The 16,919-nt window shown below is 64.4% G+C and carries 16 protein-coding genes and 1 other RNA gene; 9 read left to right on the forward strand and 8 right to left on the reverse strand.

The features are described 5' to 3' along the window. Window positions 1-5 precede the first annotated feature (5 nt). The 5 genes from fumC to RJ527_11530 all read right to left on the reverse strand — a co-directional run bounded on the left by fumC (window position 6) and on the right by RJ527_11530 (window position 5,320). On the reverse strand, window positions 6-1,406 hold the full coding sequence (gene fumC / locus RJ527_11510; protein ID WND74668.1) for a class II fumarate hydratase: 1,401 nt from the start codon (window positions 1,404-1,406) through the stop codon (window positions 6-8). 31 nt (window positions 1,407-1,437) lie between these two features. Further along, complete coding sequence (locus tag RJ527_11515) at window positions 1,438-3,063, reverse strand: fumarate hydratase (GenBank protein ID WND74669.1); 1,626 nt, start codon at window positions 3,061-3,063, stop codon at window positions 1,438-1,440. A gap of 69 nt (window positions 3,064-3,132) precedes the next feature. Next, window positions 3,133-3,624 (reverse strand): ClpXP protease specificity-enhancing factor SspB, encoded by a 492-nt coding sequence (locus tag RJ527_11520; protein ID WND74670.1) that lies wholly within the window; start codon window positions 3,622-3,624, stop codon window positions 3,133-3,135. A 307-nt stretch (window positions 3,625-3,931) separates the two neighbouring features. Next, window positions 3,932-4,285, reverse strand: a transfer-messenger RNA (tmRNA) gene (gene ssrA / locus RJ527_11525). Beyond that, complete coding sequence (locus tag RJ527_11530) at window positions 4,265-5,320, reverse strand: Ldh family oxidoreductase (GenBank protein ID WND74671.1); 1,056 nt, start codon at window positions 5,318-5,320, stop codon at window positions 4,265-4,267. Before RJ527_11530 ends, ssrA begins: the two co-directional genes overlap by 21 nt. Before the next feature lie 142 nt (window positions 5,321-5,462). Here RJ527_11530 and RJ527_11535 point away from each other — a divergent pair, with 142 nt between their 5' ends. Then, window positions 5,463-6,257: a thymidylate synthase gene (locus tag RJ527_11535; GenBank protein WND74672.1), complete on the forward strand. Its 795-nt coding sequence runs from the start codon at window positions 5,463-5,465 to the stop codon at window positions 6,255-6,257. Window positions 6,258-6,269: 12 nt separating this feature from the next. Here RJ527_11535 and RJ527_11540 read toward each other — a convergent pair whose 3' ends face one another. Continuing rightward, the gene (locus RJ527_11540) at window positions 6,270-6,794 is read right to left on the reverse strand and encodes a hypothetical protein (protein WND74673.1); all 525 of its coding nucleotides are present in this window, start codon (window positions 6,792-6,794) and stop codon (window positions 6,270-6,272) included. Window positions 6,795-7,100: 306 nt separating this feature from the next. On the opposite strand from RJ527_11540, the gene RJ527_11545 reads away from it, so the two are divergent. Further along, window positions 7,101-7,640: a dihydrofolate reductase gene (locus RJ527_11545; protein ID WND74674.1), complete on the forward strand. Its 540-nt coding sequence runs from the start codon at window positions 7,101-7,103 to the stop codon at window positions 7,638-7,640. Beyond that, a complete protein-coding gene (locus tag RJ527_11550) occupies window positions 7,637-8,074 on the forward strand; it encodes an SRPBCC family protein (GenBank protein ID WND74675.1) in 438 nt (145 codons plus the stop codon). Before RJ527_11545 ends, RJ527_11550 begins: the two co-directional genes overlap by 4 nt. A 57-nt stretch (window positions 8,075-8,131) precedes the next feature. Here RJ527_11550 and apbC read toward each other — a convergent pair whose 3' ends face one another. Next, the gene (gene apbC / locus RJ527_11555) at window positions 8,132-9,286 is read right to left on the reverse strand and encodes an iron-sulfur cluster carrier protein ApbC (GenBank protein WND74676.1); all 1,155 of its coding nucleotides are present in this window, start codon (window positions 9,284-9,286) and stop codon (window positions 8,132-8,134) included. A gap of 227 nt (window positions 9,287-9,513) precedes the next feature. Between apbC and hflK the strand changes: the two genes are divergently transcribed. The 4 genes from hflK to RJ527_11575 all read left to right on the forward strand — a co-directional run bounded on the left by hflK (window position 9,514) and on the right by RJ527_11575 (window position 13,485). Beyond that, entirely contained in the window at window positions 9,514-10,632 is a 1,119-nt protein-coding gene (gene hflK / locus RJ527_11560; protein WND74677.1) for an FtsH protease activity modulator HflK, read from the forward strand. Then, window positions 10,629-11,510: a protease modulator HflC gene (locus RJ527_11565; protein WND74678.1), complete on the forward strand. Its 882-nt coding sequence runs from the start codon at window positions 10,629-10,631 to the stop codon at window positions 11,508-11,510. Before hflK ends, RJ527_11565 begins: the two co-directional genes overlap by 4 nt. 42 nt (window positions 11,511-11,552) lie before the next feature. Beyond that, the gene (locus RJ527_11570; protein WND74679.1) at window positions 11,553-11,738 is read left to right on the forward strand and encodes a DUF2065 domain-containing protein; all 186 of its coding nucleotides are present in this window, start codon (window positions 11,553-11,555) and stop codon (window positions 11,736-11,738) included. A gap of 220 nt (window positions 11,739-11,958) precedes the next feature. Continuing rightward, entirely contained in the window at window positions 11,959-13,485 is a 1,527-nt protein-coding gene (locus RJ527_11575) for a Do family serine endopeptidase (protein ID WND74680.1), read from the forward strand. Between the two features lie 54 nt (window positions 13,486-13,539). On the opposite strand, the gene serB is transcribed toward RJ527_11575, so the two are convergent. Next, window positions 13,540-14,442: a phosphoserine phosphatase SerB gene (gene serB / locus RJ527_11580; protein WND74681.1), complete on the reverse strand. Its 903-nt coding sequence runs from the start codon at window positions 14,440-14,442 to the stop codon at window positions 13,540-13,542. A 44-nt stretch (window positions 14,443-14,486) separates the two neighbouring features. Between serB and miaA the strand changes: the two genes are divergently transcribed. Continuing rightward, window positions 14,487-15,452 (forward strand): tRNA (adenosine(37)-N6)-dimethylallyltransferase MiaA, encoded by a 966-nt coding sequence (gene miaA, locus RJ527_11585; protein ID WND74682.1) that lies wholly within the window; start codon window positions 14,487-14,489, stop codon window positions 15,450-15,452. A 171-nt stretch (window positions 15,453-15,623) separates the two neighbouring features. Next, window positions 15,624-16,670 (forward strand): response regulator transcription factor, encoded by a 1,047-nt coding sequence (locus RJ527_11590; GenBank protein ID WND74683.1) that lies wholly within the window; start codon window positions 15,624-15,626, stop codon window positions 16,668-16,670. The last annotated feature ends 249 nt before the right edge of the window (window positions 16,671-16,919 follow it).

A 16,919-nucleotide genomic window follows, 5' to 3' on the forward strand; every position in this document is an offset into this window, starting at 1 on the left:
TGGGATCAGTCTTCTCCCAGCATGTCCTTCGGATTGACCAGTTTGTCGAACTCGGCGCCGGTGAGAATGCCGAGCGCTTCCGCGGCCTCGCGCAGGGTCGATCCGTCCTTATGGGCCTTCTTGGCGATCTCGGCCGCCTTGTCGTAGCCGATATGCGGGTTGAGCGCCGTCACCAGCATCAGCGAATTGTTGAGGTGGCGGGTGATGACCTCATGGTTGGGCTCGATGCCTTTCAGGCAGCGCGTGGTGAAGCTCGCCATGGCGTCGGACAAGAGGTGGATGGATTCCAGATGGGTCGCGACGATCACCGGCTTGTAGACGTTCAATTGCAGATGCCCGTGGCTGGACGCGAAGGTGACCGTCACGTGGTTGCCGATGACGCGGGCGGCGACCTGGGTCAGGGCTTCCGCCTGGGTCGGGTTGACCTTGCCCGGCATGATCGACGATCCCGGCTCGTTCGCCGGCAGGATCAGTTCCGCCAGGCCGGAACGCGGGCCCGAGGCGAGCAGCCGGATGTCGTCGGCGATCTTGTGGTTGGTCACGGCGATGGTGTTGAGCTTGCCCGACAGGTTGACCAGGGCGTCATGGGCGGCGAGCGCATAGAACTTGTCGGGGCAGGGCTTGAACGGCAGGCCGGTCAGTTCCGCTGCTTCGGCGCAGAAGGCGGTATCAAATCCCTTGGGCGCGTTGATGCCGGACCCCACGGCCGTGCCGCCCTGGGCCAGTTCGTAGATCTGCGCCAGGGACTTGTGCAGGCGTTCGATGTTCTGGCGGGTCTGATGGGCATAGGCCCCGAATTCGGAGCCGAGACGCAGCGGCGTCGCGTCCTGCAAGTGGGTGCGGCCGATCTTGATGACGTCGTGGAAGGCCTTGGATTTTTCCAGCAGCACCGCTTCCATGCCCTCAAGGGCCGGCAGCAGGCGGTTGTGGCATTCGAGCGCCAGGGCCATGTGCATGGCCGTCGGCATGCTGTCGTTGGACGACTGGGACATGTTGACGTGATCGTTGGGATGCACCGGATCCTTGGATCCCAACGCGCCGCCCAGGATTTCGATGGCCCGGTTGGCGATGACCTCGTTCAGGTTCATGTTGGTCTGGGTGCCGGACCCGGTCTGCCAGACGGGCAGGGGGAAGTGGGCGTCCCACTGGCCGCCCGCGACCTCGCCCGCCGCCTGGTCGATGGCGTCGCCCAGGCGCTTGTCCAGCTTGCCCAGTTTCATGTTGGCCCGCGCGGCGGCCTGTTTCTGCCGCGCGAAGGCGTGGATCAGCGCCGTCGGCATGGTGCCTTCGCCGATGGGGAAGTTTTCCAGGGCGCGCTGGGTCTGCGCCCCCCAATAGCGGTCGGCGGGCACCCGGACCTCGCCGATGGTGTCCTTCTCGATGCGGTGGATTTTGCTTTCGTCCATGGCGACGGGCCTCCCTTGGTGTGCGGGCGGCTCAGGCCGCCTTCGGACGCTTGAATTCGGCGAAAAAGTCGTTGCCCTTGTCGTCGACGACGATGAAGGCGGGGAAGTCCTTGATCTCGATCTTCCAGATCGCTTCCATGCCCAGTTCGGGATATTCGACGACCTCGACCTTGGTGATGCAGTCCTGCGCCAGGCGCGCCGCCGGGCCGCCGATCGAGCCCAGGTAGAACCCGCCGTGCTTGCGGCAGGCGTCCGTCACCTGCTGTGACCGATTGCCCTTGGCCAGCATGATCATGGACCCGCCGGCGGCTTGGAACTGCTCCACATAGGAATCCATGCGGCCCGCCGTCGTCGGCCCGAACGAGCCCGAGGCATAGCCTTCCGGCGTTTTCGCAGGCCCGGCGTAATAGACGCCGTGGTCCTTGAAGTACTGGGGCAGGCCGTCCCCGGCGTCGAGCCGTTCCTTCAGCTTGGCATGGGCGATGTCGCGCGCCACGATCAGGGAGCCGGACAGCATGACCCGGGTCTTTACCGGATGCTTGGAAAGTTCCTTCAGCACCTCGGCCATGGGCCGGTTCAGGTCGATGGCCACGACCTCGCTTTTCAAGTCTTCCTCCGTGACCTCAGGCAGGTACTTGGCGGGGTTGGCTTCCAGTTCCTCCAGGAACACGCCGTCCGAAGTGATCTTGCCTTTGGCCTGGCGGTCGGCGGAGCACGACACGCCGATGCCGACGGGGCAGCTGGCGCCATGGCGCGGCAAGCGGATGACACGCACGTCGTGGCAGAAGTACTTGCCGCCGAACTGGGCGCCGATGCCCATGGCGCGGGTCAGTTCGTGGATTTTTTCTTCCCATTCCAGATCGCGGAACGCCTGGCCGAATTCGCCGCCCTGGGTGGGCAGTTCGTCCAGGTATTTGGTCGAGGCCAGCTTGACGGTCTTCAGCGTCAGTTCCGCCGAGGTGCCGCCGATCACCACCGCCAAGTGATAGGGCGGGCAGGCGGCGGTGCCGAGGGTGCGGATCTTCTCGTCCATGAAATTCATCAGGCCGGTGGGGTTCAGCAGCGCCTTGGTTTCCTGGAACAGGAAGGTCTTGTTGGCCGACCCGCCGCCCTTGGCGATGAACTGGAACTTGTAGGCGTCGCCCGGCTCGGCATAGATGTCGATCTGCGCCGGCAGGTTGTTGCCCGTGTTCTTCTCGGTGAACATGTCCACGGGCGTGACCTGGGAATAGCGCAGGTTGGTTTCCGTGAAGGTCTTCATGACGCCTTCGGCGATCGCCGCCTCGTCGTCGAAGCCGGTGAACACGTTCTGCCCCTTCTTGCCCATGACGATGGCCGTGCCCGTGTCCTGACACATGGGCAGCACCCCGCCGGCGGCGATGTTGGCGTTTTTCAGAAGGTCGAGGGCGACGAAGCGGTCGTTGTCCGACGCTTCCGGGTCGTCGAGAATCTTGCGCAACTGGGCCAGATGGGCCGGGCGCAGCAGGTGGGAAATGTCATGGAACGCCTGCTTGGTCAGCTCGGTGATGGCCTCGGGCTCGACGGTCAAGACCGTGCGGCCGGCCACTTCCTGTGTGCTGACGCCGCCGTCCATGATTTTCTTGTAGGGGGTTTGGTCCGGACCCAGGGGAAACATCGTGTGATGTTCAAAGGTCATCGTCGCAGTCCTCGAAGCTAGAATAGGTTTTGTCTTAAGAAGTCGGTTCGACCCCGGGTATGCAGCGGGCTATTTCTTGCGAAACGTGTCGAGCGCGATCACTTCGCCCATCTTGCCATCGCCGTCATCTTCGGTCGCGTCCGAATTGGAGGCGTCCAGGGAAATTTCCTGTTCCGCATAGATGCCGTCGTCTTCCAACTCGTCGTCGTCTTCGTCCGTCGTGATCATCTTCAGCTGTAGGCCGAAGTTGACGGACGGGTCGGAGAAGGCGGTGATGGCGCGGAACGGCACGCGCAGACGCTCCCCCTTGCCCTTGAAGAACAGGGTGATTTCGAAGGCGTCCTGGTCGACATGCAGGTTGTCGAACTGGTGCTGGATGACGATGGTCATCTCTTCCGGATGCTGGGCGTGCAGGTAAGGCGGCACGACGACGCCGGGGTCTTCCATGCGGAAGGTGATGTAGAAGTGATGTTCGCCCGGCAGACCTTCGCGCGCGGCGTGGGCCAGGGCATTGCGGATCACGGTGCGCAGCGCATCCTCGATCCAGACGTCATATCTCAACGGGCTTTCTTCCATATCCTGGTTTTAGCAGGGAACGGGGCCGGGAGTCTTGGCTTAAGTAGGGGAAATTTCGCTGCCGCCGGGGAGGGCGCGGGATCGGGGCCGGGAAAGAAGTGGGCGGGCTCGAGTTGCCAGGTGCCGCCCGAACCCCCCAGCCGAATCAACCAAGATTCAACGGGGTTCAGGTGGTGCGACGGGATGCCGGAAAAGAAGTGGGCGGCTTCTGTTGCCAGGTGCCGCCCGAACCCCCGGCTGAATCAATCAAGATTCAACGGGGTCAGGTGGTGCGACGGGATGCCGGAAAAGAAGTGGGCGGCTTCTGTTGCCAGGTGCCGCCCGAACCCCGTTGTCGTTATGGCGTGTTAGGCCGCGACAGCAAGTGCTTCCGTGTTGTCGTTGGCACTTATCAAAATGGCCCGATATCGGCGGTACCATGCCGAGCACAAACCTAGCCTTTATTACACGCGTCGATCCTATTTCGCCCCCATCACAAACCGCGTGGCGCGCGCCGATGTCCGTTAAAAAACCTCGAACGCGGCTTGTGGTGGAGGCGCCGGGTACCGCCCCCGGGTCCGCTGTGCTTATTCCGCTAGGCGTTTAGCACCGTAGCCGGCAAGCCGGCACGGCTAATATGGTGCAGTCAGGCGCTTTCCGCAAGGCGGCGGACAATTTTCATTGTCTTGGCCGGCACCGGAACGCCCGATTTCTCCCGCTCCGCCAGAAGCGTCAGTTCGATCTCACCGGGCATGAACACCTTGCCGCCCTCGTGAAACGGCGTCGTCGATTTGATGCGGCCGCGGAAATCGGCCATGCGCGCGTCGTAGTCGGCGGGATTGAGCAGACGCGCCGGGTCGAGGGCCAGGAAGAAGTGGGTCGTGCCCTGGGGCTGGGGATCGTCGGAATTCCACATGTCCTTGGAATCGTCCAGGAACACGCCGCCGGACAACAGCCCGCACAGCACGTCGACCATCAACGCCATGCCGTATCCCTTGTGCCCGCCCATGAACTGGATGAAGCCGTCGAGGCCGGCCTGCGGGTCCGTCGTCGGATTGCCGTCCGCATCAAGCGCCCAGCCGAGCGGCATCGGCTCGCCGGCGTCGCGCAGTTTGCGCATCTTGCCGCGCGCGGCGACGCTCTGCGCCATGTCCAGGATGAAGGGCAGAGGGCCGTTCGCCGGGTCGGCGAGGGACCCGGGCGCGGCGAAGCCGAAGGGGTTGTTGCCGACCTTCATGTCGCGGCCGCCGAAGGGCGCCAGCGCCGGCGAGGCGCCGGTGCCGGACAGCAGGACCAGGCCCGCGGCCACGGCGATGCGGGCATAGCTGGCGGTGCCGCCGAAATGGCTGGACCGGCGCACGGTGACGAAGCTGAGGCCGTTCGCCTTGGCTTTTTCCATGGCCAGGTCCAAGGCCCGCTGGCCCACCACCTGGCCCTGCCCGTCGCCGCCGTCGACCACGGCCAGGGTCGGCGCCTTGTCCTCGACGGTGATCTCGGCCCGCGCCTTGACGGCGCCCGCCTTCAGCCGGTCGACGTACTGGTCGAGGCGGTGAACGCCGTGGGTCGAGACGCCCATCATGTCCATGGTCACCAGATGGTGGGCCGTGGTCTGGGCGTCGCCGGACGTCATGCCGGTCTGTTCAAGGGCGGAGGCGGCAAGCGCCGTCAACTCGCCGGCGGCGATGATTTCTGTGTCTGACATGGAGGGCCTCCCAAGGCGTGGTCGTGTGCGGATTCGGGTTTTCTTTGATCCTGGGCTGGGCCGGGGGCCGCGTCAATCGCCCTGAAGCTTGGGGCTTTCACGACGGCTGTATTTCCGCCGCCGGGATGGGTACCATCGCCCCATGCAGCAGTACCTTGATCTTCTCCGCCGGGTGCGGACCGACGGCATCCTGCGCGGCGACCGCACGGGCACGGGCACGCAAAGCGTGTTCGGCCATCAGATGCGCTTCGACCTGTCGCAGGGCTTTCCCTGCCTGACCACCAAGAAGCTGCACCTGAAATCCATCATCCACGAACTTCTGTGGTTCCTGACCGGCGACACCAACATCAAGTACCTGAACGACCACGGCGTTTCGATCTGGGACGAATGGGCGGACGAAAACGGCGAGTTGGGCCCCGTTTACGGCCATCAATGGCGGTCCTGGCCGGCCCCGGACGGCACGACCATCGACCAGATCGCCAATATCCTGAAATCGATCCGCGAAAACCCCAATTCACGCCGCCACATCGTGTCGGCCTGGAACGTGGCCGAGGTCGATCACATGGCGCTGCCGCCCTGTCACTGTCTGTTTCAGTTCTACGTCGCCGACGGCAAACTGTCTTGCCAGCTCTACCAGCGGTCCTGCGACATCTTCTTAGGGGTGCCCTTCAACATCGCGTCCTATGCGCTTTTGACCATGATGGTGGCCCAGGTTTCGGGCCTGAAGCCCGGCGACTTCGTGCACACCCTGGGTGACGCGCACCTTTACGTGAACCACCTGGACCAGGCCGACGAGCAACTGACCCGTGATCCCCGGCCCCTGCCGACCATGTGGATCAATCCGGCGGTCACGGACTTGTTCGCGTTCACGTTCGAGGATTTTGAGCTGCGCGGTTACGACCCACATCCGCACATCAAGGCGCCGATCGCCGTTTGATCCGCGCTGCGCTCAGCCGCAGGGCCGGTCCGGCATCAGATCGGCGAAGATCAGTTCCCACCGCGCACTCGGCGATGTCAGATCCTGGAATGTCGCGATGCGGTTGACGGTCACGCCGTCGTCGGACAGCGGCAGGCGCAGGACGAATTCCGACGGGCGGTGACGCTGGGGATAATCGATGGTGTACAGGAACACGGTCGGCAGGCGGCGCTGAATGACCGTTTCGAACTGCCGGGTGGCGATGCGCTGGATGTCCTTGTTGGGGGTCTGATCGACCGTCTTGCCGGTCATCTCGAACCCCTTCATGGCCATGTGGTTGGTGCCCCAGAAGCGATAGAAGAAATTATGCCCGCCATCGATGCGGTCGACCACGGTCATGCCCGGCACGATGTGGCAGGGAAGATCGGTCAGCTTGAACTGGCGGGACCAGGCCGGCGCGAAGGCATCGCCGCGCACCCTGTCCCAATACTCCAGGACCGCTTGGCCTTCTCCGAGATCGATGTCGGTGATGTTCAGAACGTCATAACGAATATGCAAGGCACGGCTCCCCAGGGCTGGTTGGATGGCCAGGTTCTCGCCTCGATCGTCAGAGCACGCTGCGGCTTGAAGGTTATTGTTCCGATGCGTGGTGCCCGGTGCCGCTGGGCAATCATAGCAAAGAAAGTGTTAACAGAGCCACGCAAGATGGGTGTGGTTGTGACATCTTTTTTCTGTGCATGATTGTATTCAGGCGTGGGCGACTGCCCATTCGTTGGCGTCGGGCGCCCGTTGGGGGGTAGGCTCGACGCCGGTTTCCCGGTAAACAGGGCGGGCCGCAATCCCTTACCCGGAACCGATCCGCCCATGTCCGATACGCCCATGTCCGATCCGCCGGCTTCTTCCCGCATCACGCTTGTCGTCGCCGTGGCGGAAAACCGCTGCATCGGGCGCGACGGGGACCTGCCCTGGCATATTTCCACGGATCTGAAACGGTTCAAGGCGGTGACCATGGGCCATCCCATGATCATGGGTCGCAAGACCTTCCGGTCCATCGGCCGGGTTCTGCCGGGGCGGCCCAACATCGTCGTTACCCGCGACCGGGATTTTCGCGCCGACGGCGTGGAGGTCGTGCATTCCCTGGATGCGGCGCTCGACGCCGCCCGGGCTCACGGCACCGGCGAGGTCATGGTGATCGGCGGCGCGGAGATCTTCGACCAGGCGTTGCCGTTGGCCGACCGGCTGGACATTTGTCAGGTCCACGCAGAGGTCCCCGGCGACACGTTCTTTCCGGAAATTGATCCAGCGCATTGGCGTGAAACCGCGCGGGCATATCATGAGCCGGAACAACCGGGCGGCCCAGCCTTCAGCTTTGTGGTGTATGATCGGGTCGCGAAGGATTCTTGAAACGGATCACGGAGGACACGCCCATGCCCAAGATTTCCATGAAACAGGACCTCAGCGTCGCCGCTGACCAGGTGTGGAACCTGATCGGGCACTTCAATGCCCTGCCGGACTGGCATCCAGGGGTCGAATCGAGCGAACTGAAGAACGCGGGACAGATGCGCAAGCTGTCGCTGGTGGGCGGCGGCACGATCATCGAGAAGCTGGAAAAGGTCGACAACAAGACGCGCACCTATTCCTACACCATCGAGGACAGCCCGTTGCCGGTGAAGAACTACCGGGCGGAACTGACGGTGCATGACGATGACGGGGGATGTTCCGTCGAATGGTCGTCCGAGTTCGAGGCCGCGGGCGTGCCGGAAAACGACGCCATGAAGGCGATCCAGGACGTCTATCAGGCCGGGTTCGACAACCTGAAGAAGATGTTCGGACAGTAAGGCCTGCGCGCCCGCCGGTTTATTGCCGGCTTACTGCCCGCCGGCTTTATTGCCGGCTTACTGGAAGACGATCTTGGGGCCGGTCTTGGCCTCCGCACCCGTCGCCTTTTCGATGCGCGCCCAGACGTCGCGGGCGATTTCGCGGTATTTCAGCGCGTGTTCGCCCTCGGGCATGGAGACCACGATGGGATGGCCGCCGTCGGCGGTGGTGCGGATGTCGATGTGCAGCGGCACCTCGCCCAGGAAATCCACGCCCAGGCGTTCGGCCTCGCGCCGCGCGCCGCCGTGGCTGAAGATTTCCGACCGTTCGCCGCAGTGCGGGCAGGAAAAATAGCTCATGTTCTCGATGATCCCGAACACGGGCACATCGACCTTGCGGAACATGTTGAGCCCCTTGCGGGCATCCAAAAGGGCGATGTCCTGCGGGGTGGAGACGATGACCGCCCCCGTCAGCGGCACCCGCTGCGCCATGGTCAACTGCGCGTCGCCGGTGCCCGGCGGCATGTCGACCACCAGCACGTCCAACTCGCCCCAATTGACGTCGCGCATCATCTGTTCCAGCGCCGATTGCACCATCGGGCCGCGCCAGATCATCGGCGTTTCCTCGTCCACCAGGAAGCCCATGGACATCACCTTGATGCCGTAGTTTTCCATGGGATCCAGGGTCTTGCCGTCGGCCGAGGCCGGCTGCCCGGTGATGCCCATCATTCTTGGCATGGACGGGCCGTAGATGTCGGCGTCCAGCAGGCCGACGGAATGGCCCTCGGCGGCCAGGCCGAGCGCCAGATTGGCCGCCGTCGTCGATTTTCCGACGCCGCCCTTGCCCGAGGCCACGGCGATGATCGAACGCACGCCGGGCAGCATGTCGGCGCCGGCCTGGGGGGCGGGGTGTCCATGGCCGTGCCCGCCGGGCCGCTGCTGGCCTGACTGTGGCGGCGGCGGGGCGGCGTTGGCGGCGGCTTTTTTCTCGGCCGTCAGCACGGCAGTCACCGTCAGCACGCCGTCCATGGCATGCACGGTCTTTTCCGCCTGTTTGCGGACTTCTTCCATGTCGCCGGCGCGGGCGGGGTCGATCTCGATGGCGAACGCCACGTGACCGTCCTTTTCCTGCAGGCCCTGGATCATCTTGGCCTCGACCAGATTCCGGCCGGTGGCCGGGTCGGTCACGGTGGCCAAGGCCTCCAGGATCGTTTGCGGGTTCAACTGCGCCATCCTTGAAATCTCCGGGTTATAAGACGATATTCGCCCTGCGTCCGGGTTAATGCCCCATCGGCGGGTGTTGATGCAAGTCCGTGCTTCACTAGGCGGACCTGTTACCCGCGGGCGCGGGACGATAAGCAAATGGCGTCTAGGTTGCGGAATGCAAGGCCTGGATGGCAGGAAACGGGGTGCCCAAACGGGTGCCGATAACATTAAGAACAGAGAGGTAATCCCGGAACATGGCCTGGAAACCACAAGGCGGCGGCCCCTGGGGGGGCGGCGGAGGCGGCGGCGGCCCATGGGGCGGCGGTGGCGGCGGACCCCGTGGCGGTGGACCGACCCCGCCCGATATCGAGGAATTGCTCAGGAAAAGCCAGGACAGCATGAAGAAATTCATGCCCGGCGGCGCCGGCGGCGCCAAGGGCGTGGTGATCGGTCTGTTGATCGCCGCGGCGTTGTGGGTGGGGCTGACCGTGCCCTACCGCATCCAGCCCGGCCAACAGGGCGTGGAACTGCTGTTCGGCGAATTCGTCAAGCGCACGGGACCGGGCCTTAACTTCTGGTTCCCGAGCCCGATCGGCGAAGTCATCAAGGTCGATGTTGAAAACACCAACACCATCAACATCGGATTCCGCGGTCCCGGCAATGTCGGCCGAGGCACCGGCGGGCGGGATGTCACGCTGGAAAGCATGATGCTGACCGGCGACCAGAACATCGCCGACATCGACTTCATCGTGCAGTGGCGCATCAAGAACGCCGCCGACTACCTGTTCAACATTCGCGATCCGGAAATCACCATCAAGGTGGCGGCGGAAAGCGCCATGCGCGAGATCGTCGGCCAGTCGACCCTGGAAGAGGCGATCACCAAGAACCGCGCCGGCGTCGAAGCCAAGACCCGCGACCTGTTGCAGCGCATCCTCGACAGCTATGGCGCCGGTATCGCCGTCGCCGAACTGAAGATGCAGAAGGCGGATCCGCCCAAGGAAGTCATCGACGCCTTCAACGACGTGCAGCGTGCCCGCCAGGACCAGGAACGGTCCGTCAACGAAGCCGTTGCCTTCCGCAACGACATCGTGCCGCGGGCCAAGGGTGAGGCGGAGAAACTGATCGCCGAGGCGACGGCCTACAAGGAACGGGTCATCAAGGACGCCCAGGGTGAAGCTGAACGCTTCCTCTCGGTCTACAACGCCTATCTGACCAACAAGGACGTGACCAAGCGGCGGCTGTATCTGGAGCGCATGGAGGAGGTTCTGTCGAAAGCCGACAAAATCATCCTTGATCAAGGGGCCGAGGGTTCCAAGGTCGTGCCGTATCTGCCGCTCAATGAACTGCGCAAATCCAGTGGAGGTGCGAAATGAAACGCCCAGGTCTCTTCATCCTGGCGGTGATCGTCGCCGTTTCCGGGCTCTGCGCTTTCAGCGCCCTGTACACCGTGCGTCAGGACCAGCAGGCTCTGGTCCTGCAGTTCGGTAATCCCGTGCATGTCGAACGGACGCCGGGCCTCAAGGTCAAGCTGCCGTTCGTCCAGAACGTGGAATACTACGACCGGCGTATCCTCGATCTGGATCCGCCGGTGCAGGAAGTCATCCTGGCCGACCAGAAGCGCATCAACGTGGACGCCTTCGCGCGTTACCGCATCGTCGATCCGCTTGAATTCCGTAAACGCGCCGGCACCGACGCCAACTTCCGCCAGGTCTTCGGCGGGCGTCTCAACGCCGGCATCCGCTCGGAAATCGGCAAGATCCTGCTGCCCGACATGTTGACGGATAAGCGTGCCCAGATCATGGACCGCGTCGCCAACCTGATGCGTGCCCAGGCGCCTGAATTCGGGGTCGAGGTCATCGACATCCGCATCGGCCGCACGGACCTGCCCGACGCCACGTCGCAGGCGGTGTTCAACCGCATGCGCTCCGACCGTATCGCCGAGGCCGCGGAACTGCGCGCCAAGGGTGAGGAGCAGAAGACCCGGATTCAGGCAGAAGCCGAACGTGACAAGGTCATCATCCTGGCGGAAGCCCGGCGCAAGTCGGAAATCCTTCGTGGTGAAGGCGATGGCGAACGGACGCGTATCCTCAACGGAGCCTACGGCAAGGATGCGGAGTTCTTCGACTTCTACCGCTCCCTGGATGCCCTGGGCGCCGCCTTGAATGAGGGCACGTCCATGGTTCTCAGCCCCAATTCGGAGTTGTTCCAGTTCTTCAACGCGCTTAAGGACGGCACCACCCGCGCCCGCTGATGCGGGCCCGGGCGCCGTCCGGCAGAGCGGGGCCGGAACCTGATGAATGACTTCTACACGGCGCTGGGGCTCGTCCTGGTCATCGAGGGCGCGATCTACGCACTGTTCCCCGACGGCATGCAGCGGGTGATGTCCCAAATGCAGGAAATGCCGCCGGGGGCCTTGCGTCTGGCGGGATTGGGGGCGGCGGTTGCCGGCGTGATCGTTGTCTGGGCCGTCCGGGGGTAGGGGCGGCCGCGGCCGGAAATTACGTCGGAAGCAGGCCGCGATTGCCCAAAACATACCGGGGCAGGGCCATTCTACGGCCATATTCCCTGACCATATCAGGGGCATTCCAAAGGGCGCCCGGTCCTGGGTTCCCGATTGCACACTGTTTAATCTTTGCGGGGTCCGTGGCATGATCCCAGCCGGCATGATCCCGCATGTGACGGAAGGACTAGGTGTTAAGATGAACCAGATTCGTCTCTCCAGACAGGACGCGCCCATCGTGGCCGCCGACGACCGCTCTCCTCTGCGAATGGCCGGTCTCGGCGCCTTCGCCGCGGCGCTCGCGCTGGCTGCCTTCATGATCATGACGACCGCGGCGCAGGCGCGCCCGGCCCCTGAAAGCTTCGCCGACCTGGCCGAAAAGCTGCTGCCCTCCGTGGTCAACATCTCGACGACCCAGGTCATCGAAAGCCGCGGTTTCGAAATGCCGCAGCTTCCGCCCGGCTCTCCCTTCGAGGACTTCTTCAAGGAATTCTTCGACCGCGGCCAGCCCAATGGCGGCAAGCCCCAGGCCCGCAAGGCCACGTCCCTGGGCTCCGGCTTCATCATCGACGACGCCGGCCATGTGATCACCAACAACCACGTGATTCAGGACGCCGACGAGATCGAGGTCATCCTGCAAGACGACACGCGCCTGAAGGCCACGGTCGTCGGCCGTGACCAGAAGACGGACATCGCGGTGTTGAAGGTCGATCTCAAGGGCCAGAAGTACCATGCCATCTCGTTCGGCGATTCGGAGAAATCCCGCGTCGGCGACTGGGTCGTCGCCATCGGCAATCCGTTCGGCCTGGGCGGCACGGTCACGGCGGGCATCATCTCTGCCCGCGGCCGCGACATTTCCGCCGGCCCCTACGACAACTTCATCCAGACCGACGCCTCCATCAACCGGGGCAACTCGGGCGGTCCGCTGTTCAACCTGGACGGCCAGGTCATCGGCATCAACACGGCCATCTTCTCGCCGTCCGGCGGCAGCGTCGGCATCGGCTTCGCCGTGCCCATGTCCACGGCCAAGCCGGTGATCTCCCAGTTGATCAAGCATGGTCAGGTCAAGCGCGGCTGGCTCGGCGTTCATATCCAGCAGGTCACGCCGGAAGTCGCCGAAAGCCTGGGCCTGAAGGAACCGACCGGGGCCCTCGTCGCCCAGGTGGTCGAGGACGGCCCCGCCGCCAAGGGCAAGATCCAACGCGGCGACGTGATCCTGACCTTCAACAAGCGCAAGGTGCCCGACATGCGCAAGCTGCCGCGCATCGTCGCCGACACGGAAGTGGGCGTCGACGTGCCGGTCGAAGTCTGGCGCGAGAACAAGAAGATCGACCTCAAGGTCAAGGTCGGCGAACTGCAGGAACAGGAACAGCAGGTCGCCGAGCGTACCGACAAGGGGGCCGGCGCCGACGCCAAGCCCCAGGTGGTCGAGGATCTGGGCCTGAGCCTGTCGGTCATCACCGACGACGCGGTGCAGAAATTCAAGCTTGAAGGCGACGCCAAGGGCGTGTTGGTGACCGACGTGCTGAACGCGGGCCCGGCGGCGGAGAAGGGCGTGCGCCCCGGCGATCTGATCGTCGAGGTCGGCCAGGAAGAGGTCGGCACGCCCGACGACGTGGTGCGCAAGGTCAAGGAAGCCCGCGACGCCGGCCGCAAGTCGGTGTTGCTGCTGGTGCAGGGGCAGAACGGCCTGCGCTTCGTGGCCATCCGGCTGGGCAAAAGCTAGGCCCGGGCCGTAATGATCGAATTGGAAACGGCGCCTTCGGGCGCCGTTTTCTGTTTACGCGGATGCCGTGACGAATTGATCTTGGCGGAACCCCTGGGCATACAGCAGCCCCGTCAGGTCGGCGTGATCGAGCTTGACCCTGGCCGCGTCGCGCAGGATCGGCTTGCCCCGGTAGGCGCAGCCAAGCCCCGCCGCCTGGATCATTTCCAGGTCGTTGGCGCCGTCGCCGATCGCCGCGGCATCGGCCAGGCTCAGGCCGTTCTGCATCGCCAGTTTGACCAGGGCGTCGTATTTCGACGTGCGGCCCAGGATCGGCTCCGTGACCCGGCCGGTCAGCTTGCCGCCTTCGATGATGAAGTCGTTGGCCATGTTGATGTGGAAACCGAGCCGCGCCGCGATGCGCGACGTGAAATAGGTGAATCCGCCCGACACCAGCGCCGTCGTCGCCCCCGAGGCCGCCATGGTGCGGACCAGGGTCTCGGCGCCCGGCGACACCTCGATCGCGCCATAGGCGGTCTCCAGGGCCGTCTCCGACAGCCCTTCCAGCATGGCCACCCGTTCGCGCAAGGAGTCCTCGAAATTCAGTTCGCCCCGCATGACGCGGTCGGTGATGGCGGCGATCACGTCGGCCTTGCCGGCGGCTTCGGCGACGTCGGTCAGGGTTTCCGAAGTGACGATGGTCGAATCCATGTCGGCGATCAGCAACTTCTTGCGCCGGCTCTCCGCCGGTTGGGCGATCACGTCGATGGGCGCGCCGTCCAGACTCATGCGCACGGCGGCGTCGGCCTGGTCCGCGGACAGGCCGTCGAAGCCCAGATCGCAGGCCAATCCGTCGGCCAGCCAGTCGGCCCGGCCCGTTTCGGCGCCCAGGGCATTGAGCCGGGCCGCCGCCTCGGCGACAATGCCGGCATCCAGTTCATCGCCCGGGGCGGCGATCAGCGTAACGACGAATTCCATGAAATGTCCGATCCGGCAACGGTTGAGCGACAGCGGGAGGGAAAGTGACCGATTTTCAGGCCCCTGAAAAGCCCCCGCGGGATGAAGAGTCCGCGACATCCGTTTTGATCGTCACCGGGCCGACGGCGGGCGGCAAGTCGGGGCTGGCGCTGGAACTGGCGGACCGTCTGGGCGGTTGGATCATCAATGCCGACAGCATGCAGGTCTACCGCGACCTCCGCGTGCTGACGGCGCGGCCCGACGCGGCGGACGAAGCCCGCGTGCCGCACCGCCTGTTCGGTGTTCTGGGGGCGGAGGAACGCTGTTCCGTCGGACGCTGGCTGGACATGGCCGTGGCCGAGATCGGGGCGGCGCGGGCGGCGGGCCGCCTGCCCATCCTGGTCGGCGGCACGGGCATGTATCTGAAGGCCCTGACCGAAGGCCTGGCCCCCGTCCCCGAGGTCTCGGCGGCGGCGACGGCCGAGGCGACGGCGCTTTACGACACGCTCGGTGGCGCCGCGTTCGCCGAGATTCTGGCGGAACGCGATCCCGGTGCGGCGGCGACCCTGCCGCCGGGCGACCGTCAGCGCCTGATCCGGGCCTACGCCGTGGCGCGGGCGACGGGGCGCACCCTGGCCGACTGGCAGAACGAAGCCCCCGCCGGCCCGGCACTGGCCGCCCAATTCACGACGGTCCTGGTCCTGCCGCCGCGCGATGCCCTTTATGCCGCCTGCGACGCGCGCTTCTCGGCGATGCTCGGCGCGGGTGCCATGGACGAGGTGCGGGCCTTGCTGGCGCGGGGTCTGGACCCGTCGCTGCCGGCCCTGCGCGCCGTCGGCGTGCGCGAGTTGGGGGCGGTGATCCAGGGCGAGACGACCCTGGACCAAGCGGCGGACAAGGCGCGGCAGGCGACGCGGAACTACGCCAAACGCCAACTCACCTGGTTCCGCCATCAGCTTGCGCCGGACTTGACCCTTGACCGGGGGGGCGCGGTGGCCGCCGCCGACGTTCTCGCCATTCTACAAAATTAAAAAAATTCATCACTGTCAGGAACGTGTAAGGCTCGGGGGAGATTCTCCTGTTTGGAGAGGGTTGTCTTTTTTCTGCCATCTCTTTCCTCTACACAGCAGCTTGCTGAACACGGGCGCGCCGGGGGCCCGCAGCAAGAAGACCCTACCGACCACAACAACCGACGGCATCGCGTGTCCGAGTCCAATCCCAGTATTCTGATCGTCGAGGACGACCCCATGATCCGGTCGTTCCTCAAGGCTGTCCTCGAGGCGGAGGACTACGACGTCACCGAGGCCGAAACCGGCGCCGAGATGTTCGCGGCCCTGGACGGGGCGAATTTCGACGTCATCGTGCTCGACATCATGCTGCCTGACGGCAACGGCGTCGATTTCGCGCGCACCCTGCGCCGCACGTCGACCCTGCCGATCATCTTCGCGACTGCGGTTACCGATACGGACACCCGCCGCCACGCCATCGGGCTGATGCAGGTCGATTACGTGACCAAGCCGTTCGACGCCAAGGAACTGGTGCTGCGGATCAAGAACATCCGCACCATGGCGCCGGTCATGGAAGACCCCAACGCCCGCAACCTGCCCAAGCCGGTCGCCGTCGACGCCATGCCCTGGTACCGCTCGCCCCTGACATGGGGGCCCGCAGTGGCCTTTCTGGTCATCGTCCTGGGCGGGATTTTCCTGATTCCCGACGAAGAGGACCCCGCGGTTCTGCGCGCCGAACAATCGGCGGCCCAGGTCCTGCGCAACGCGGATACGGCCACAGCCCGGGCAGCCGCCGAGGCGGCGACGGCCAATGCGGCGGCCCAGGCCGGCGGGTCGAGCGTCGTGCTGACGGATGCCGCCCCGGCATCGCAAGCCGCGTCCCCCGCCGGCTCGGCGGCGGGCGCCAATGGCGACGGGCAGGTCCTCGACGGATCGCCCGAACACAAGATCGTCGAGGCCTGCGGCGAATTGCCGGTCAGCGAACACTGGAACAACAATTCCATCAAACGGGTGCTGCGTTACGTGCGGTTCGTGCACCGGGGAAACTGGGGCGAGTACCTGGAAACCTGGGTCGAGCGCCTGAAGAACGTGCAGGACCTGGAGGCTTCGGGAAAGCCCATCGAATTGCAGAAGAAGGGCGTCATCCTGTCGGGGAAGGAATTGGAGAAATACGTCAATCTGATGGAAGCCCGGGTCCGGTTTCTGCGCTGCGCCAGCCAGATTGTTCAGACGATTAAATAGGCGCGGCATGCGGGCGTGGCGGAAATCCGCCGGTCGATGAAAATTTATTGAAATATTATTTCGCAATAAGCGGAAAAAACTTGCCGTTTATTGCATTTTAATGGTTGACCCCCCAAATGACCTTCATTAAGTTCCGTGGCTCCCCGGCGGGCCCCGGTTCCGCTGGGGTTTTTGTGACGTGCGACTGTGTTTGCGCGGCATGCGGACTGGGACATTTTCGATATACCCGAGGCGATCATTGATCGCCGA

It is taken from the genome of Thalassospiraceae bacterium LMO-SO8 (genome assembly GCA_031655335.1).
Lineage (GTDB): Bacteria > Pseudomonadota > Alphaproteobacteria > Rhodospirillales > Casp-alpha2 > UBA1479.